General features: G+C 57.7%; 13 protein-coding genes. 5 read left to right on the top strand and 8 right to left on the bottom strand.

The window, feature by feature from the left end; genetic code table 11:
• Positions 1–235 precede the first annotated feature (235 nt).
• From ICA16_RS06240 to ICA16_RS06230, 3 genes are all read left to right on the top strand, one after another.
• On the top strand, positions 236–694 hold the full coding sequence (locus ICA16_RS06240; protein ID WP_210700240.1) for an REP-associated tyrosine transposase: 459 nt from the start codon (positions 236–238) through the stop codon (positions 692–694).
• 312 nt (positions 695–1,006) lie between these two features.
• Entirely contained in the window at positions 1,007–4,138 is a 3,132-nt protein-coding gene (locus ICA16_RS06235) for a transglycosylase domain-containing protein (RefSeq protein ID WP_210700239.1), read from the top strand.
• A gap of 154 nt (positions 4,139–4,292) precedes the next feature.
• Positions 4,293–9,353 carry an NEL-type E3 ubiquitin ligase domain-containing protein gene (locus ICA16_RS06230; protein WP_210700238.1) on the top strand — a complete coding sequence of 1,687 codons (5,061 nt, stop codon included), beginning with the start codon at positions 4,293–4,295 and terminating at the stop codon, positions 9,351–9,353.
• A 92-nt stretch (positions 9,354–9,445) separates the two neighbouring features.
• Here ICA16_RS06230 and ICA16_RS06225 read toward each other — a convergent pair whose 3' ends face one another.
• From ICA16_RS06225 to ICA16_RS06200, 6 genes are all read right to left on the bottom strand, one after another.
• On the bottom strand, positions 9,446–10,693 hold the full coding sequence (locus ICA16_RS06225) for a hypothetical protein (protein ID WP_210700237.1): 1,248 nt from the start codon (positions 10,691–10,693) through the stop codon (positions 9,446–9,448).
• 113 nt (positions 10,694–10,806) lie between these two features.
• On the bottom strand, positions 10,807–11,295 hold the full coding sequence (locus tag ICA16_RS06220) for a CS1 type fimbrial major subunit (RefSeq protein ID WP_210700236.1): 489 nt from the start codon (positions 11,293–11,295) through the stop codon (positions 10,807–10,809).
• A gap of 25 nt (positions 11,296–11,320) precedes the next feature.
• Positions 11,321–12,061: a molecular chaperone gene (locus ICA16_RS06215; protein WP_210555003.1), complete on the bottom strand. Its 741-nt coding sequence runs from the start codon at positions 12,059–12,061 to the stop codon at positions 11,321–11,323.
• Positions 12,062–12,112: 51 nt separating this feature from the next.
• Positions 12,113–13,369, bottom strand: a complete 1,257-nt coding sequence (locus ICA16_RS06210; protein WP_228734149.1) for a hypothetical protein — start codon at positions 13,367–13,369, stop codon at positions 12,113–12,115.
• A gap of 18 nt (positions 13,370–13,387) precedes the next feature.
• On the bottom strand, positions 13,388–15,910 hold the full coding sequence (locus ICA16_RS06205; protein WP_210555002.1) for a TcfC E-set like domain-containing protein: 2,523 nt from the start codon (positions 15,908–15,910) through the stop codon (positions 13,388–13,390).
• Positions 15,911–16,016: 106 nt separating this feature from the next.
• Positions 16,017–16,502, bottom strand: a complete 486-nt coding sequence (locus tag ICA16_RS06200) for a CS1 type fimbrial major subunit (protein WP_210700235.1) — start codon at positions 16,500–16,502, stop codon at positions 16,017–16,019.
• Positions 16,503–16,974: 472 nt separating this feature from the next.
• On the opposite strand from ICA16_RS06200, the gene ICA16_RS06195 reads away from it, so the two are divergent.
• Positions 16,975–17,550, top strand: a complete 576-nt coding sequence (locus ICA16_RS06195; protein WP_210700234.1) for a PadR family transcriptional regulator — start codon at positions 16,975–16,977, stop codon at positions 17,548–17,550.
• The gene (locus ICA16_RS06190; protein WP_210700233.1) at positions 17,547–18,329 is read left to right on the top strand and encodes a siderophore-interacting protein; all 783 of its coding nucleotides are present in this window, start codon (positions 17,547–17,549) and stop codon (positions 18,327–18,329) included. Before ICA16_RS06195 ends, ICA16_RS06190 begins: the two co-directional genes overlap by 4 nt.
• A gap of 87 nt (positions 18,330–18,416) precedes the next feature.
• Here the strand turns inward: ICA16_RS06190 and ICA16_RS06185 are convergent, their stop codons facing one another.
• Entirely contained in the window at positions 18,417–19,067 is a 651-nt protein-coding gene (locus ICA16_RS06185; protein ID WP_210700232.1) for a Pr6Pr family membrane protein, read from the bottom strand.
• 1 nt (position 19,068) lies between these two features.
• Positions 19,069–19,299: a VF530 family protein gene (locus tag ICA16_RS06180; RefSeq protein WP_042560787.1), complete on the bottom strand. Its 231-nt coding sequence runs from the start codon at positions 19,297–19,299 to the stop codon at positions 19,069–19,071.
• Between the last annotated feature and the right edge of the window lie 184 nt (positions 19,300–19,483).

Raw genomic sequence — 19,483 nt, 5'->3', positions numbered from 1 at the left:
CCCGTTGGGCTGCGAAGCGGCCCCAAAACCTGACAACCGGTTTCTCCTGACACTCCGCGTCTTGCTGGTCTGCGACTGCTGCGCAGCCGAACGGGGATAAATCCCCTCGCCACAGAAAATCTGTTCACCACAGAGACTTCATAAGTATCAGAAATTTCGTTCAGCCTTTGCAGATCCAGCTTGAGTAACCAGGCACTAGCCTTGAATCATGATTAATGAGTGCAAGGAAGCAAACGTGCCAGTACAACCCAACTCCCACCACCTGCGCTTCGGCCGAAGATCAGAAATAGGCCGCGCCTACTTCATCACCGCCGTGGTTCACAATCGCCAGCCTGTATTTTCAGATTTTCAGACCGGGCGCCTCTTGGTCGCAGAACTTCGCCGCGCACACGAACAAGGGTATGTTGAGTCAATCGCCTGGGTTGTTATGCCTGACCATTTTCACTGGTTAATGCAATTGAAGAGCGGCAATCTCGGCCAAGTCATCGGTGGTATCAAGGCGCGTTGCACTCAAGCAGTAAACAGAAAAACCGGGAGCCGCGGCCCATTGTGGCAAACCGGCTACCACGACCGCGCTATCCGTGATGGCGAAGACGTGAAGCCGTTCGCTCGGTACATCATTGCCAACCCACTACGTGCAGGTTTGGTAGATAAAATCGGCGACTACCCGCTCTGGGATGCCTGCTGGCTATAAAACCGAATTCACCTGGATTATCTGTGGTGAGGGGATTTATCCCCGATAGCCTGCGCAGCAGGCTCAAAGCCTGAGCATGCGGTATGTCTGAATAAATCTGGGGCTGCTTCGCAGCCCATCGGGGATAAATCCCCTCGCCACAGTAAATTCCATCATCCCAGAGATCTCCAAACCACAGACATCCCCGCACTACAGGGTGTCTTGATTCCAGATTTGTTCAGCCCCCAGCCCCACACAATTTCCTCACCAGCGCCAACCACCGTCTAAGCTTCAGACAAGTCCGATCAATCTGCGTGAATGGATCAATCGACTATGGGCGCTTTGTGGCAAACCGATTCGAGTAAAGCCGTGGTTCCGACTGAACGTGTGGATGATCAAGCGCCTGTCCCTGAAAAACCCCGCCGCAGCCGGCATGGGTGGAAGGCTTTCTGGCTATTGCTGCTGATTATCGCGGTGGTGGTAGGGCTTGGTGCGTCCAAAGAAATGCGCACCTCGCGCTTTCAATCCCGTGAACTCAGCCAATACGCCGCCTCGCTGACCTACAAACTGGAACCTGGTCCCAGTGAGGCCATCCGTTATCCGGGCAACGGGCCCTTCGATTTGCGTCTGGGTTACAGCTCGCTCGATGAATTCCTGCCGCGCCTGATCAAACGCAATTACGTCGTCACCGAGCAGACACGCTTCTCCCCCGCCCTGCTCAGCTACACCGACAAAGGCCTGTTTGTGCCTTATTCCGAGAAGATCCAGGCCGGGTTGTCGATCACCGATTGCCGCGCCGCGCCGCTGTACAAGTACAACTATCCGCAGCAACTGTATTCGAACTTCGCGGCGATTCCGCCGGTGGTGGTCAGCAGCCTGCTGTTTATCGAAAACCGCTTTCTGCTCGACCCCAAACAACCGCTGGCCAACCCGGCGGTGGATTGGCCACGGTTCGGCATGGCCGCCTGGTCGCAAGTGGCGAAGGTGCTGCATCTGCCCGGGCAATCGGCTGGCGGCAGTACGCTGGCGACGCAACTGGAAAAATATCGGCACTCCCCTGAAGGCCTGACGGCTTCCGGCGCCGAGAAGATCCGCCAGATGATTTCCGCCAGCGTGCGTGCTTATCAGGACGGTCCGCAAACCTTGGGGGCACGGCAAAATATCATTCGCGATTACCTCAACAGCGTGCCGTTGTCTGCCGTACCGGGCCACGGTGAGGTGCACGGAATGGCCGAGGGTTTACGGGTCTGGTACGGCACTGATTTCGTCAAGGCCAACGAGCAGCTCAACAGCCCGCAGACCGACCCGAAAACCATGGCCGACAAAGGCCTGGCCCTGCGCGAAATGCTCTCGTTGATGATCGCCCAGCGCCGCCCTTCGTATTACCTGACCAGGGGCCGCGAAGAACTCGCCAACCTCACCGACAGCCATTTGCGCCTGCTCAAGCAGAGCGGCGTGATCGACAGCGCGTTGGCCGATGCCGCACTGGCCAGCACCGTCAGTTATCGCGACTGGCAGACCCAGCCGACCATCCAGCCAATCGAGACCAACAAAGGCATCAGCGCTGCCCGCAGCCGTCTGGCAAGCATGCTCAACCGGCCGCTGTACGACCTCGATCGGCTCGATCTCTCGGCCACCAGCACCCTGCAAGGCGAGCTGCAAACCCAGGCCACCGCCTACCTGAAGAAACTCGCCGACCCGACCTACGCTGCCGAAGTCGGTTTGCTCGGCGAGCGCTTGCTGACGCCGACCAGCACCACTCAAGTGCGCTACAGCTTCACGCTGTTCGAACTGACCCCGGATGGTTCGCGCGTGCGTGTGCAGACCGACAGCACCGACCAGCCGTTCGACATCAATGAAGGCAGCAAACTCGAATTGGGCTCGACAGCGAAGATGCGCGTGCTCACCACCTACCTGCAAATCATCGCCGAACTGCACGACAAGTACGGCGCCATGGGCGTGCCGGAACTCAAAAAAGTCGAGGTGCCGGAGCAGGATCGCCTCAGCCGCTGGGTTGTCGATTACCTGATCCAGAACAAGGATCACGACCTGTCGAAGCTGCTCAGTGCAGCGCTGGATCGCAAATACTCGGCCAGCCCCGGTGAAGCGTTTTTCACCGGCGGCGGGCTGCACACGTTTAACAACTTTCGCAAAGAGGACAACGGTCGCCTGCCGACCCTGCGCGATTCCCTGCGCGAGTCGATCAACCTGCCGTTCATTCGGCTGATGCGCGATATCGTGCGTTACACCACCTACTCCGGTCCCAACAGCAGCGCGGAGTTGCTCAAGGATGATCGTGACCCAAGGCGCCAGGAATACCTGGCGAGTTTCGCCGATCGCGAAGGCACTTCGTTCCTGCTCAAGTTCTGGAAAAAGTACAAGAACAAGGACACGAAGGCGCGTCTCGAAACGTTCCTCGACAGCATGCGCCCGACCCCGATCCGCATGGCCGCCGTGCACCGTTATCTGTTGCCGAACGCCAGTCAGGAAGACTTCAACACTTTCGTGCGCTCGCACCTCAAAGGCGCCAAGCTCAACGAGAAATTGACCGACGACCGCCTCATCCGCCTCTACGATTCCTACGGCCCGGGCAGCTACGACTTGCCCGATCAAGGCTTCATCGCCAAGGTCCACCCGCTCGATCTGTGGCTGATCGGCTATCTGCTGAATCACCCGGACGCGACCTTCAGCCAGATCGTCAAGGCCAGTCACTTCGAACGTCAGGAAGTCTACAGCTGGCTGTTCAAGAGCAAGCACAAGGGCGCGCGCGACAGCCGCATCCGCACCATGCTCGAGATCGAAGCGTTTCTTGAAATTCATCAACGCTGGCAACAAGTCGGCTACCCGTTCGATCACCTGGTGCCATCGCTGGCCACCGCCATCGGCAGCTCCGGCGACCGCCCGGCAGCGCTGGCCGAACTGATCGGTACCATCCTCAATGACGGCGTGCGCATGCCGACCCTGCGGATCGACAGTCTGCATTTTGCCGCCGACACCCCCTATGAAACCCGGCTGGTCAACGACCCGCACGTTGGCAAACGGGTGATGCCATCGGAAGTCGCCACGGCGATGCGCGAAGCACTTTCGCAAGTGGTGGACGCCGGTACGGCAAAACGTGTTTCCGGCAGTTTCAAACTCGCGGATGGCACCCCACTGGCCATGGGTGGCAAGACCGGTACCGGCGACAACCGCATCGAAGCCATCGGCTCGGGCGGACGCATCCTCAGTTCGAAGTCGATCAACCGTACCGCGACCTTCGTGTTCTACATCGGTGATCACCATTTCGGCACCCTCACCGCGTTCGTTCCGGGGCGCTCGGCGGAGAACTTCAAATTCACCTCGGCCTTGCCGACGCAGGTACTCAAGGGCATGGCGCCAATTCTCACGGCGTATCTGCAACCGGGCAGCGACTCACAATGTCGCCCGGTTGAAGGTTCAAGCGTTGCACGCCTGGAGCAACACTGATTGGCGCCCTGGCAGGTGGTAGTCAGTTATTTTTCAGATTCAAATACTCAGCGGATATACGGGTAAAACAGCCGCTGGGGCGGCAATTTTTAGACTTTTGTTTTGCCCTCCAACAGATAGGCTGGTCATCCTCAAACAATCAAGGATGATTGCCATGTCTGATGCTTCCACGCCTGACCAGAACAAAGGTCGGCACTACGATTTCATAAGCTCCACCCTGCACGAAAACTTCAAAACCGCGAGCCTCGACCGGGGCAAGGCACTGGCGAGCGCGGCACTGAAGATCGAGCCTTGGTACAACACCGCGCCGGCCGGCCAACACACTCAACTGAAAAACGCCAACCTGAAGGCCTGGGGCTCTCAGAATCAGGTCGACAAGCTGTTCGAAAAACTCCAGGACGTGCGTACATTCGCGGCGCCTTTGCTCCAGGCGAAGCTCAAGGAAAAATACGCCGTCACCCATGACGTCAAGACAACCTTCCTGCACTTGTACATCCCCAAGACAGGACCTTGGTACACGATCGATACCTTGGGCGGTGTCACGACTCGAACCGTATCGCTGCTGGACGCCGCGCTGCACAACTTCGCTGCCAGCGAAACGGTACTTGCCGATTCGCAATACATCAGCCAACCCGACAAGCTCGGGCACTTCGATATATTGCCGATCAAGGCAAAGATGACCATCAGCCAGTTCCAGACGCTGTGCAGGGAACTGGACATCGGCAAACTGTACAACCAGCACCTGCAAAGCTATTTGCTGCCCGGCGAACCGGTGGCCGTCGCCGTCATGCAGCACAAAGTGACGCAAAGTCTGAAGGATGCATTAAGCGCCGCCGCCGAGTTGGCATTGACCACCGGCGACATTCAGCTCGACGCCTACAAGTTGATCACCGCGCTGGCCAATGGCGCCCCTCTGCCGCTGCTCAATGGCCTACGCATGCAGTGCTGTGATCTTTCCATGATGGAGACACGTCTGACCGGTGTGCTGCTGTTGGTTCCTGCCGTGAGAGACAGCCAAGGCATTCGCCAGCTCATTGCCTATGTCCCCCATGATCCGGAGCATCCGCTGAAGGAATACACATCACCCGATGCCTTCATGACTGAGCTGACGCGGCAACTGCGCGAAAACAAAACCGGCGCTGCATCGCAACTCAGTTACCGCCAGTTCTTCAGCCAGTTTGTCGATCATCAGCAGCGCGGGCACTTCTTCGCCGACCTCGAACAACGTCTCAGCCACGTGGTCTGGCACGAAAAGGCTGATCCGACGGACTCGCGTCCGCCATGGCGTACAGAAGACAAGCTCAATGCGCACCTGAAGTTCGAGCACCTGCCACTGCCCAGCGATTACTGGACACATGCCTATCAGCAAAAACTCAACAAGATTCTCAACGACGCCAAGGTAATTGCCGTGTCTACCGCCGACACGGATACCAGGGCGCGCTGGGCCTGGTGGGAAAATTTCAAGAAAATCGTATCGGACATTTTCAACGTGGCGTTGCTGATAGCGACGCCATTCGTGCCGGGCCTGGGCGAATTGATGATGGCTTACACGGTTTATCAACTGACCTATGACGTGATCGAAGGCATTGTCGATCTTGCTGAAGGCCTGGGCCTTGAGGCGGCCGAGCACGTAGTCAGCGTGGTGACGGATGTCATTCAACTGGCGTTATTTGCAACCGGGGCCGAGATTGCGGGCGCGTTCAAGTTCAAGTTATCGCCACTGGTCGAGGGCATGAAGCCCGTGAAGCTGCCCGATGGCCGTGACACACTCTGGCACCCGGACCACGCCCCCTATGAACAGCGAACAATCGATCTGCCGAAGGACGCCAAGCCCGACGCAACAGGCGTGCACGCGTACGAAGGCAAGGAGATTCTGCGTGCGCAGGACAAACACTATGAACTCACACGCGATGCGAAAACCGGCACGACTCGCTTGAAACACCCTGAACGCACTGAAGCCTATCAACCGCAAGTCACGCTCAATGGCGCGGGTGCCTACGTGCTCGAAGGCGAGCAACCGCGGACCTGGGACGACGCCACTTTATTGCGTCGCATTGGCCCTGCCGTTGCGGATCTGAGCGATGCCCAGCTCGAAACAGCGCGCAAGATCAGCGGCACCGACCCCGCAGAATTGCGTGGCATGTATGTCGAGAACCTGCGCCCTCCCACTCTGCTGACCGACACGATAGAGCGCCTTGATATTGACTCGGACATCCGTTCGTTCATCGACTCCCTGAGCAGCGACGACCCGCTGGTCTATGGAAAAGCGGACCCCGTGACACAGCTGCAGATACTCACGGCTCATGGCATGTGGCCCGAAAAAGCCTCGATGCGGATTATTGACGCTACGCACAAAACCATCTGGGAGCACACAGGCAAAGACGCTTCGGCAGGTAAAAAGCTGGTTGTTCAACTCCAGGATCGCCAATTGTTCAACGGTGAACTGTTGAAGATCGTGATGCAGACGCTGGATGAAAACGGTACGGCGATCATTCTCGATGTCCCGGCAGATGCCCTTCCGGCATCGCTGGATGCGCGCGTTCGCGCGTTGCGCAAACGCATCGTTGCCGTGACTGAGAACGGCCGCGGCAAATTGTTCAACGAAGATTACGCCAGCCGTGAAGTATTCGAGAATAAAGGCCTGGCGCCCCTGATCCGCGCGGCGTTTCCCGACATCCCGGCGCAAGGCATCGACAATCTTCTGGCCACAGCCACCCGCGCCGAACGGGCGATCATGGTCGCCGAGAATCGCCTCCCCTTGCGCCTCAAACGCATCGCCCGGGAGCTGCAACTGGAAACGCGAACCGCGCGGGCGCATGAAGGTTTTTACCGAAAATCTTTAACGAACGCCGATACCGAACGCTTGACGCTCAATGCGCTGCGCCTTTACAGCGACTCACTGGCAGATGTGCGCATCGAGCTTCGCGTCGGCCGTTTCGATGGTGAGCTGACTTGCCATGTGGGCCCGGAGGACGCCGCCACCGTACGAATTCTGGTCAAGGGCAGCGACGGCCGTTATGAAGTTCAAGACGCCCAAGGCACAAAGTTGCATGAGCCGACTGATCTGTATCAAGGTGTTTTGCAGGTGTTGCCTGACGAACAATTGAAAGCGCTGGGGTTGCGCCGCAATGAAGGCCCCCGGTTCAAACAATGGGTCATCGCGCGGACTGCAACGCCGGCCGAACGGCGGGTCGCCCTTGATGATCGAGGGCGTGTGCCTGAGTGCCCAAAAGAAGATTTACTGTTGCTGCGAGGGCCCAGGCAGTCCCGGCATGAGGCGAACCTCGCCTCACGCGTAGAGGATTTGTACCCTCATTTCAATGAGCGAGAGGTCAGGCAGTTTGTCCAGTCGCTGGGTACCCAGGACGACGCGATGGCCACACTGAAACGCCTGGAAACAGAGCTCGACGACCTGCGCGTGTTACTCCACAAGTGGCAGTGGGAACAACCGGATTACCCGGTATCAGACCCACGCAATTTCGTCAGCGGTGGCGGACGACACATCGCTGAGCAACTTATCGACTGTTTCAAAAGAAAAGCCAGGTTCCTCGACAAACGCAGCGCCCATGTGGATGAGGGATATACGCTTGACCTGTCGAGCGATCTGGCTCCGAGCGATCTCGTACGGTGGTGGAAAAAACTGCCGGAAATGAGCAAGTACCTCGACCAGATCACCGCACTGAATGTGGATAACTCGCGCTTTGCCATCGACTCCAAAGGCCTGCTGAAAGACTTCCGGCAACTGCGTCAGTTAAGCGCCAGACATTGTCAGTTGAAGCAACTTCCCGAAGGCATCGGCAATATGCATATGCTCGAGACGCTGCGTCTGAGCGACAACCTGATTGAACTGAGCGCCGCCGACGTCGAGCGTCTGGGCAACCTGACGCGTCTGGAAAGCTTGCGGCTCGACGGTAACCCTTTGGGTCGTGCGGTAAATGTCGAGCGCATGCCACGCTTGAAAGTACTGAGCCTGAACAAAACCGGCATTGATGGCTGGCCGGAGGGGATTTTCAAAAAGCGTCGACCCAGAGGTTTCTTTCTGGACATGCAGGCAAACCCCATCAGTCGAATCCCGCAGGTGACCGCAGGTTCCGATCAGGCGCTGCTTGTTGCCCGTACACGCCTTGATGCCGAGAGTCTGTCTGAAGCCAATCGCCTGGCCTATCACGAGTATCGAAGATCGGTCGGCATCGATCCCGAGCATTACTACAGTGAACCGGCTGCGCGGGATGTGTCGTCCTGGCGGATGTCTGACCTGACATTCTGGGGCACCAGCGAGTCCGGGCGCGGGGCGTTCAGGCTCGAGGCATGGCACGACCTGGCGACAGAACCCGATTCACAGGGGTTCTTTCAGGTCATCGACAAACTGCTGATATCCGCCGACTACCGAAACGGTGGTGACGCTCGCAAGCAACTCACCGATCGCGTCTGGCGCATGATCGACGCCGCTTATCTCGATCCGAAAGTGCGCAATGAACTGTTCGCCGAATCCACGGCACCGACGACCTGCGCCAATGCCGGCGCGCAGATGTTCAACAACATGGGAATCAAGGTACTTGCCTCGGAAGCCTATTCGTATTCGACGTCACAGGCAGAACTGGAAGGCAAACTGGTGACGCTGGCAAAAGGCGCGGCGCGCCTTGAGCAAGTCAACGACATCGCCCGTGAAGTTGTTGCCACCCGGGCAGGCCGACCTGATGAAGTGGAGGTGCATTTAGCCTATGAAACCGGACTGGCCGAGCGCCTGGAGCTGCCATGGCAGTCCCGGGACAGACGTTGGTCAGAGCTCGCCGGCGTCGATCAGGAAGCCATCGATAAAGCGTATGACAGGGTGATTGCGCTGGAAGAGGGCGACGGCCTGGTAAACAAGATGCTCGAGCAGGTTTTCTGGACGGAGTACTTACACGACACTTACCCAGGCCAATTCAAAAACAACGCAAGTATCCATGAAGGCAAAGCCAGGCAACTGGACGAGTTGCGTGTAGCGCAAAAAGCCTGGGCGGATGGCAAGGATTTGCCTGAAGAGCAAAAAGCGTTGCGTCGCCAGGCGCTGCAAAATCTTGCCCGACAGCTATCGGTTCCAGACGCTACGGTTTTCACCGGTGACGCCATGACCGACGCAGTGTACGAACGGCTGTACACCGACATCGGCGATGAGGAGAAGGCGCTGGGCAGACGACTGACCCGCACAGCACTGACAAACGCTGGAATCTGAAACAGCCCCCGTGGCAACCCTGCGGGTATGACGATGATTGTCGTCATGTCCGCAGGTCGGTCCACTGCAACTGGCGGTTGTTCAGGCCAGGCTCAGACTTGCGAATCCCAGATCACGGTGACGTTGCCTGAGTAGTGGCGGGCGGTCCCTTGGTTGATCATCTCCTCAACGTCATCACGCGGCACTTCGAAATGCAGCGTGCCCGGTTTGCGGTCCACGTAAATACCGGGCTGAAACAGCTCGGTACCGACACCATCGCGACGCAATGGACGACGATTCACCGGCTCGTTCGAGGCATCAGTCAAGCCGCTCGGCAACGTGACACTGACTTCAAGCGGTACAACGTGACCGGCATTCGGCTCCAGGAGTGCGCAGTTGTTACCGCTGACATATTGGCATTCCAGGTTCATCTTGAAGCGCGAAGAAGCCGACAGGTTGAAGGTTTGATCGCGGAATAATCGCGTCGGTCTGCGCCCCTGATTCAGCCAGGCTTGCCAGCCACCCTGAGGCAGCAACTCGACCCGGTGCCCGCCTGGCGGGACTTCAACTTTAAGGGTGTGTTGCACCGACAAATTGAAGTTGAAGGTGTACAGGGTGTCATTGGGGATCATGATGTCGCCGAAGTCGAAATCTTGCCCCGGCCCCATGGTGTAGGTGATGGAACCGGTGTAGTTGCCGGTGGACATGGTTAGAGGATTGGGGGTTCTGAGCTCATAGGAGTATTCGAGTAGTTGATACGTCAATTCAGGAATTTCTACCTGTGCAGCTACGGCACAGACTCCCGCCCGTTCCGGAACGATCCAGTGCCAAAGAATGTACCAAGGTGTACCGATCACGTAACCCGTACTCTGGCAAGGATTGGGTGGTTTGGGGTGTGACCAGGACCCTTGCCCACCGACCCACACCTTGTGATGCGACATATCAGTAGGCAGATCAGACCTGACACCCACCCCGGCAATTCGCATTTCAACGGTTTCGACTTCCCCCGTCTCTGTGTGGGTCACTTGAAAACGACGCCAGTCGGACGGCATCTTGAACATCGCGCCCTGCCTGGGATCAGCGACGTCGGCCAATAACGGACCATTGGAATTCGCTTTGAACATATCGTCCCTGATCGAGAAAATATTCATCGCCTCACATCGAGCCGGCATGTGCCCCGCACATACTCCTGTTACCGGTGTGTCGTTACGAAACTTGTTCATTTGCGGGTTTGCCGCATCGGGTCGAAACGACGCGTCAATATTTTTTGTGAGCGCTTGCGCCGTCAGGCTCAGAGATGCAGACAGCACAATGCCCGCAACCAGACGCTTTAAAACATTGTTGAATCGACTGCTGTTCATTCTGAAAGATCCTTGTGGCGAGATCAGCGCCGAGCGACGCCCGCACAGCTGAAAATTACTCAACCAGCGGCCGCAAAGCCGGTAAGCGCAGCGATGTCCTGGCGCGTGAATGATCAAGGCGCCAGCGCTTCAAAAATCATGTGCACACTGCCGTAGTAACTGCCTGGCTGATAAGCGTCCACCGGTAAAGCCGCGGCTATTTCCAGGCCCACCCGCTGGCCTGCCTGGCCATCGAGTTCAGTGATTACGGGCTCGGCAACGAGGCTCAGGCGTTTGCGGTTGAACGTTACGATCAACGGGATGTTGTCCGTGTCCCTGCCATTACTCAGATAGGGCTCGGTACTCATGCGCGCCGTAATGCCGCCATTGACGTTTTTCACATCGAAGTTCTTTCGCAGCGGGGTAAACGTCCCCGATACCGGATTGAACGGCAACGCCTGTTCCTGATGAATCCAGTCAGGCTCGGAGGGGATTACATAAAACTCCGCGGTGGGGATACTCACCGAGACCTCGAACTTTTCACGCTCGACGGTCGCATTCACAATGCCGCTCACGGGTAACAGCAGCGCCAGTGAAATGGCTGCACGTGTGGTGTTTGACATCTTCATCACCTTTTACGTCCGGGTATCAACCCTTGACCTCGATCGGTTTGCTCGACTTGCCCTCGATCAACATGAAGTTGTATTCACGACCGCTCTGTTTATCGAACGTGAAGGCACGGCCTGGCAGTACGTGATGCTTGGTGGTCGGCTGGCAGTCGCTTTCATCTTTCGCCGAACAGTTTCTGAACTCGTCGACCACCACCGTACTGTTGCCACTGTTGCGCACTTCATAGCGGGTCGCGTCGTTGCTGATCACGCTGTTGAAACGAGTCTCCTTGGGGCGCACGAAGAACACCGTGCCGTATCCGGCCAGCACGTTGACGCCTGCCGACAGGCCTTTTTTGTATTCATCGCGCTCCTCTTCGGCCACTGCAAATTCATCTTCTTTTTCCGGCACCACCGGGACGAATCGCACGCGGAAATAACGCTCCTTTTCCCGTTCGCCCATGAACACCAGACGACTGCCCTGCATGCCATTGGCCGGGACGATCAGTCGCGCGGGGCTGGCCATCAAGCCATCACGGGCATTGGCTTCGGTCTGGTTGACCAGCGCAATTTCCCGCGCGGTGCCGTCGGCGTCGTACACAATTTCGAGGATGTTGATCTTGACGAACGCGGTGGCGTCGCCACCGTTGAAAACCCGTTTCAGGTAAGTGCTCTTATCACCGTCGAGATAGTCGTAGACCACGCCGACGTTGATCGCGGGTCCAGCGTGAGAGATAAGCGGTAGCCAGCCTGCGAGCAGCAATGCCAGTCGATAATTCATGGTTTCAGCCTCTGGATGTAGAACGATGAACGAAACACGCACACAGGGTGCTCAGACTTGCGAATCCCAGATCACGGTGACATCGCCGGTGTAGGTTTTCCCCTCACCGGTAAGCATTTGCTCGACCGCTTCACGGCCGACTTCGAAATGCAGCGTTGCCGGTTTGCGATCAACGTAATAGGCCGGCTCAAAAAGCTCGGTGCCTGTACCGTCGCGCAATAACGGACGTCGATTGACTGGCTGCCCGCCGGCATCGATCATTCCGGCCGGCAGAGTGACGGCAATGTTCAGCGGCACGGCATCTCCGGAAACCGGATCGCGGATCAGGCACGTATTGCTCCCGTCGCCGTACTGGCATTCGAGCTGCATCTTGAAACGGCTGGAACTCGAAATACTGAATGTCTGGTCGCGGAACAGGCGTTCAGGGCGGCGATTGCGCTGCAGCCAGGCCTGCCAGCCGCCCTGCGGCAACAGCTCGATACGATGACCGCCGGGGGGTATTTCGACTTTGAGGGTGTGCTCAACGCTCAAGACAAAATCGATGGTGGCCAGCGAATCGTTGGGGAGGACGGCGTCACCAAAATCGAAATCCAGACCCGGCCCGACCGTATAGGTGATGCTGCCTCGGTAGGTACCGGTCGGCATTTTCAGCGGATTGGGCGTACGCAGCTCGTATCCGAAGAAGATATAGCGGTAATTGAAGTTGGGCAGGTCAAACAGCGCTGTCGTGGCACACGCGCCTGCATTTTCCGGCACCATCCACATGAAAATGACGTAATAGCTGGTACCGTTCAATCCGCCACCGGACACACAGGGAGCGGGGGCTGCGTGCCAGCGGCCGGTGCTCCACAACTGGTTATAGCCACCGCCGCCGGTCAACTCCACCACATCGGCATGATGGTCGGCGCGGCCACCGATACCGGAAATGCGAATTTCCAGACTGGCCTCATCACCGCTCTCGTTCGTGACAGACAATCGTCGCCATTGCGAGGGGGTTTTCAGGTAGGCCCCTTGGCGCGGGTCGGGATGATTGGCCTGCACCGGTTTGCCCGAAGTGACCGGGTACCCGCCCAATGGCAAGGTCAGACTGAACAAATTGTTGGCCTGACAATGCGCCCAGAAATGTTCGCAGTAACCGGAACTGGGTGTGGTGTTGGTGAATTTATTGACCATGGGATTGGTCGGATCCGGCCGAAACAAAGCCGTCACTTCAACATTGCCTGCTTGCGCCCACAGCGGTGATGCCGCAAACACCACGGCCGCGGTGAATCGGCCGAAGCGACTCTTCAGCGAGCTGGGTAATTTCAATATTTGTCCAGTCATTGGTTAACCTGCCGTTCGTTGACGTGGAGTGGTGTCTGCCAACGTGTCCGGCGTGCAACGCAGATCCCCGATCATCAGCACATCGTTTTCACTGCGCGCATTGGCCGTGTCGAGGCGGAACTGGCACAGCAACTGTTCACCGGAGCGCACTTCCAGGGTCGGTGAACCGGCGTTCATTTCCATCGAGAAGAAGCCGTCCACCTCGCTGACACCGCGACTGGCGTGGTTGATGATGTGGTGGCCCTTGAGCGGCTTGCCTTGCGGATCGAGCAAACGCCCGAGCACGGTCAGGGTTCTGCTCACGGTGATCTTGCGGTACCCCACTCCGCCCTTGTTCATGTGGTAGCGGGCGCGCTGCGGTTGAATGCTGGCGGACGGCACGTGGTTGCCTTCGAAATCGAAGCTCACCGAGCTGTTTTTATAGGCGGTCAGTGACACGTAATTGCGCCCCGGGCGCAGGGTTGTGCTGCCGCCACTGAGGTCGTCGGCGCGCAGAGCGATGTCGTCGAGGTCGCTTTCAACGTCGATGATCATCCCGGCACCGCCGCTGGCGTGCTGGCTGGTCATGACGATCTTGTCTGCGCCAACCGCCACGGTGCTGTCGAGGTTGAGGCCGCCGGTGTAATTGCCGTTGTAGGACGAGCGCTGAATGAACGCATCGCCATTGAATGCATCGGTGCGGAAACTGCCAAGGCCTGATACGCCGACGCCATAGGTGTCAGCGAGCGCCGTCACCGAGACGTTTTGCAGTACGTGGTTTTCCAGAGTCTTGTTGTAGGTCAGCGACGCGTTGTTGTCGCGGCCACCCTCCCGGGCCGTGCGCGTACCAATGCTGCCCGACCACTGTTCGCCCTTTGCGCCGAGGGCCAGGCTGACACTCAAATCGACTCCGCGATTGCGTGCCTGCCCGCTGCTGAAACTGGCGGGGCGATCGAACACCGAAAAACGCCAACTGGCATCGCTGCCAAGCAGCAGGCTGCGTTGCGTCCAGCCCAGGTCGATACCGACGCCCTCGACATTGCCCTCGCTATGGGAAACCCGGCCATTGAGCGATTGCTTGCTGTTAAGTCGATGGTTGATCGCCAGCGATGTGTTGGCGGTCTGGCCGATATACACGTTGCGTTGGCGTACCCGCGTACCGTCCGGCAAGGTCTCATAAATATTGGTGGTGTCCAGCCAGCTGCGGTTATGCGTGGCGAACAGGTTGCCCGAGCCATAGTTGTAGATGCCTTGCAGATCCATCCCGGTGCCGTGGTCTTCGGTCTGGTAAACATTTGCGTACAGGCTGGTGTTATTGGCCAACGTCCAGTCAATCGACGAAGCCACTTGCTGCTTGCCTTGCAGTTGCCGCGCCGAGAGGCCGACGATCACCCGCGGGTGCAGCAGATAATTCAGCGCTGCACCGGCCGTCATATCCCCACGAGACTGTTCGTCCCAGTTACTCAACAATTTGCTTTCCTGGCCGGCGAACACGCTGTAGCGCCAACGCTCATCGTGATTGCGCCAGTTGCTGGGTTTGTACACCAGATCCTGCGTGGTTGAGGTGATCTGGCCGTCTTCGATCAGCCGCACTTCAACTTCGTAGATGCCCCCGGGCAGCGTCCGGGTGTCGAGGGTTTGCAGGCCGGCACTGACCGCTTGGGTGTTGATCAACAGACCGTTGCGATAGATTTCTACCGATGCCTGGCGGTTGGCCGTCACGTAAATCGGGTAAACGCTGGGCGTAGGATTGTTGATTGCCAGGCTGTCGGAGCTGCCAAACATCACGCCCGCCGCCGTATCGGGGCTGGCGCCAAATGAACGCAACTGCCGCGTCAGGCCTTCGGAGCTGGGGGTGAAATAACCCAGGCGCAGAAAATTGCCCTGCAATTCACGCTGGCCGTACAGTTCGTGCACCGCGTGATAGAGCTTGTCGTCAGGTCCGCCCAAGCGCGCCAGTTGCAGGTTGACACGTTGCGTCCAGTTGCCGAGGCTGCTACTCGCCTCAAGGCCATAACGTCCGCCGAGGTCTTGCTCCTGCCCACCGTTGAGGTTCAGTTGATTACGCAGGATCAACCCGGTACTGCCCTGTTCCGGGAGCGTGTAATAGCGCAGGGCGTCGATGTCGCGCTCGGCATTTTCGGTAGCAATCGACACCAGCGAATTCTGCAGGTTGTAATGCACTGCCAATACTTGCTCGGGGCAACTGCCCTGACAGGCGCCCAGGCTCACACCCTGCTTCAGAAAAACACCCAATATCTCCCGTTCACTGGCCGGGATCTGGCTGTCGCTGGTATCGGTAAATTCCAGCAGAGTGACGCGATCATCCTTGCTTAATACGACCATCGCCTCACCGAGAAATTGTTGATCACGCTCAACCCGAACAGCTAATGGCACATCGAAGAAGTGTTCTTCGAATTCCGCCGGCAACCCTTTGGCCTGAGCAAGCAGACTGCGCGGTGTGTTAGCGTTATTAGTGGGCGCGGCCAAGGCACTGGCACATAAAAAAAGTGCGAGCGCTGCCGCGATGGGCGTCATCGGGAACATGGTCTTTAATACTCGAATTACTTGATGAGCTGGCGTCCACTGATCATCGATAGATGATCAGTGGGCCAAGACTATTGAATAAGCATTGTGTTATTCAAAAAGTTGTTTACGGCTTCAACACAGGCTCGAATACCACAGCGAAACTACCCGAGTAGTTGCCCGATTGCCCCGCAGTTGGCGCGGCAGCCCTGATGACCATTTCCCGCTGCACGCCAGGCACAGAGTCAGTTTCGTTGACGATTTCGGTGGTGACGCTAGTGACTTCCACGCCACCGATCTTGACGCTCAGCGGGATGCTGTCACGGCCGTTGTACAACGCGGCAGTGCCGTCGAGCACGGCATTGATCGCACCCTTGTTGTCGGTATGCTTCATGTTGAAGATTTCAGTAATAGTGCTCAGTTCGCCGCTGCCCAACTGGGTCATGGTTTCATCGACACCGAAGCCTGGCGTCTGAGGAGCGACATTGAACAGCGAAGTAGGCACGAAGGCCTTGATGTTGATCGTCTGGCTAATCGGGTCTGCGGCAAACGCCACGGAAGAACTCAGTGCCAGGATGGCCATCGGGGCGGAAATTGCAAACTTCTTGAACATGATCAGTACCTGCTTTTGATAAGGATTGATGCGTGGAAAGTTTTGTCATTTGCCGACTCAACTTTCGACGCGGAGGCATGATCAAGTAATTCAACAACAAAGTAAGTAGGAAATTTCACCACTACCCGTAGTTATTGATACCCATGTAAAAGAGGAAAAAAACTGTTTTAAGCCCTTAAGAGAACAGTGACTCTCAGAACTATACTACATACAGTTTTCAGCAAAAAAACATACAGATTTAAAACCTTCCATAGCGCTTGTTATTACAGGCTTATGCGCCAATAAAGAAACTGATATTCGATTTCACACTGTTGTAATTAGCACAATTACTCTAGAAAAATACAAACCTCATCCCGCATCGACGACGGCGCCATTTTCGTTGAAGCGCCGCAGCGACCGCTGATCCGAACCTCTTGCATTCGCCATAAGATATATCTTAAGTTGTATCTAAACACGACGAGAGAAGACAGAAATGAGAGACCATCATTCCCCCCACCGCGAACATGGCGATGGCCGTGACGGCTTCGAGAAGCGCCCCGGCCGCGAACGCGGTGGTCGCGGCCCGCGAGTATTTGCCCCGGGCGACCTGAAACTGCTGCTGCTGGCGTTGGTCGCCGAACAGCCGTGCCACGGCTACGACCTGATCCGCCAGATCGAAGCCATGTTCGACGGCGCCTATAGCCCGAGTCCCGGCGTGATCTATCCGACCCTGACCTTTCTGGAAGAAAGCGAATTGATCACCGGCGACGCCGAGGGCGGCAAGAAACGCTACAGCGTGACTGACAGCGGACGCCTTTCGCTGAGCGAGCAAGCCGTGGCGCTGGACGGTGTGCGCATGCGCATCGACGTCAGCAAACGTTCGCTGCGCGGCCATGGCCGGCCGCCGGAAATCCACGAAGCGGTGCACAACCTGCGCCACGCCTTGCAGTTGCATCACGGGCGCTGGAGCGCGGAAGAAATCCTGCGTGTGCGTGATCTGCTCAACAACACCGCCAAAGCCATCGTCGACGGCCCCGCCGTTCAACCTGCCCCGGAGAAAGCCGAATGACTGCAGTCGATAGCCAAACCATTCACCGCGTGATGCACGAAATCAAACGCCGTCGCCTCGAAGTGCTGCGTGTGGTCGACCTGACCCCGCGCATGCGCCGCATCACCCTCGGCGGGCCGGAACTGGCCGGCTTCATCAGCCTGGGCACGGACGATCACGTCAAACTGCTGTTCCCGCAGAATACCGAACAAAGCGATGCACTGGAGACGATGGTGCTCGGCGGCAAGAACGAAGGCCCGATGCCCGAGATGCGCGACTACACCCCGCGCCGCTACGACCTCGACAAGCTTGAGCTGGACATCGATTTCGTCCTGCACGGCGACGGGCCTGCCTCGACCTGGGCCGAACAGGCCACACCGGGCCAGTTCCTGCACATCGGCGGGCCGCGCGGCTCGATGATCGTGCCGGACATTTTCGACAGCTACCTGCTGATCGGCGACGAAACCGCCCTGCCCGCCATCGCCCGCCGCCTCGAAGGCCTCGCGGCCAATCGCAAGGCGCTGGTGGTGATCGAAGTGGCAAACGGTGCCGAGCAGCAAACGCTGGAAAGCGCCGCGCAGGTCAATGTCATCTGGGTACTGCGCGATGGCGGTACGGATAACCTGCTGACCACCGTCAAGCAACTGCAGGTGCCCAAGGGCAATCTCTATGCGTGGGTGGCGACGGAGACCAAAGTCTCGCGGCAGATCCGCCGCGTGCTGCTCGATGAGCATGGGCTCGACGAGAAACTGCTGAAAGCCGTCGGCTACTGGCGCGCCGAGGGCTCTGAAGAAGAGTGATACCCCCTGTAGGAGCTGCCGCAGGCTGCGATCTTTTGATCTTGCCTTTATAAAACAAAGTCAAAATATCGCAGGCTGCGGCAACTCCTACAGGTACTTTAACTTCGTGCGGGAGCGCCAATGGTCCAGGCCAATCACCGCCACGCCAATCCCCACAAACCCCACCAATATCCCCCCGGCGTTGATGAACACCTGTGGATAACCCAACGTCGCCACATCAATGAACGGGTATGCATACGCCCCGAGAAAATGCCCGCGAAGCAACGCGTAAATGAAGTAGATCAGCGGATAAATCAGCCACAACGGCAGATGCCACAGGCGCAACGTGCCTTTCGGTACGCAAAACCACCAATAGCCCAGAAATAACAGCGGCATCACGTCGTGGAGCAATTCGTCGGCGATGAATTGCCAACCCTCGGGGTGCCATAAATGGCGCAGCAAAAGGCTGTAAGCGAGGCCGACCACTGCGATGCTCACCGCCACGCCGCTGCTGACCCACGGTTGCAGAAACCAGCGCCGTGCCGCGGATTCGCGCTGGGTCACCGCGCAGGTCAGCACCGTCGCCACCAAGGTGTTGGTCAACACCGTGAAGTAACTGAAGAAACTCACCAGCCCGCCCAGCAGACTGGCATCGACACTCAAACGCGCGATAAAAATCAGGTACAGCTGAATGCCCAACCCTGCCCAGCCAAGGGTGGCTGCGAGGGTGATCAAGCGATGGCGCCACACGGGCTCCATCTCAGAGCGGTCGCTTGGTGCGCATCAATTTCACGTACAGACGTTCGACTTTCTCCCGCGCCCACGGGGTTTTACGCAAAAACGTCAGGCTCGACTTGATGCTCGGATCGCTCTTGAAGCAACGAATGTCGATACGCTCGGCGAGCCCCGACCATTCGTAGTGGGCCACCAGCGCGGTGAGGATCTGTTCGAGGGTTACGCCGTGCAGCGGATCGGGGGTTTGTTCGTTCATGCCAGGCCTTTGGGCGAAGTGAAAATACAGAAGCCGCGCACCTTAGCCGAGGGGCTGAGCGGGTGGAAGGCCTGACTTCAAATGTAGGCCAACCCGCGAAGATCGCAGCCTGCGAACGAGGAGACAATGCGCCCGTTTGCCGCACTGTTACCGAATACGAAATGCTGCATGTCTACAAAAGCTC

Source organism: Pseudomonas anatoliensis (assembly GCF_017976235.1).
GTDB lineage: Bacteria > Pseudomonadota > Gammaproteobacteria > Pseudomonadales > Pseudomonadaceae > Aquipseudomonas > Aquipseudomonas anatoliensis.
The sequence above is the reverse complement of the archived record's forward strand: the minus strand, read 5'-3'. Positions and strand labels throughout refer to the sequence as shown.

Coding starts and splice junctions, on each gene's coding strand:
- ICA16_RS06230 (WP_210700238.1), top strand. CDS start 4,293: ATGTCTGATGCTTCCACGCCTGACCAGAACAAAGGTCGGCACTACGAT.
- ICA16_RS06180 (WP_042560787.1), bottom strand. CDS start 19,299: ATGAACGAACAAACCCCCGATCCGCTGCACGGCGTAACCCTCGAACAG.
- ICA16_RS06205 (WP_210555002.1), bottom strand. CDS start 15,910: ATGTTCCCGATGACGCCCATCGCGGCAGCGCTCGCACTTTTTTTATGT.
- ICA16_RS06185 (WP_210700232.1), bottom strand. CDS start 19,067: ATGGAGCCCGTGTGGCGCCATCGCTTGATCACCCTCGCAGCCACCCTT.
- ICA16_RS06200 (WP_210700235.1), bottom strand. CDS start 16,502: ATGTTCAAGAAGTTTGCAATTTCCGCCCCGATGGCCATCCTGGCACTG.
- ICA16_RS06225 (WP_210700237.1), bottom strand. CDS start 10,693: ATGAACAGCAGTCGATTCAACAATGTTTTAAAGCGTCTGGTTGCGGGC.
- ICA16_RS06190 (WP_210700233.1), top strand. CDS start 17,547: ATGACTGCAGTCGATAGCCAAACCATTCACCGCGTGATGCACGAAATC.
- ICA16_RS06220 (WP_210700236.1), bottom strand. CDS start 11,295: ATGTCAAACACCACACGTGCAGCCATTTCACTGGCGCTGCTGTTACCC.
- ICA16_RS06235 (WP_210700239.1), top strand. CDS start 1,007: ATGGGCGCTTTGTGGCAAACCGATTCGAGTAAAGCCGTGGTTCCGACT.
- ICA16_RS06195 (WP_210700234.1), top strand. CDS start 16,975: ATGAGAGACCATCATTCCCCCCACCGCGAACATGGCGATGGCCGTGAC.
- ICA16_RS06215 (WP_210555003.1), bottom strand. CDS start 12,061: ATGAATTATCGACTGGCATTGCTGCTCGCAGGCTGGCTACCGCTTATC.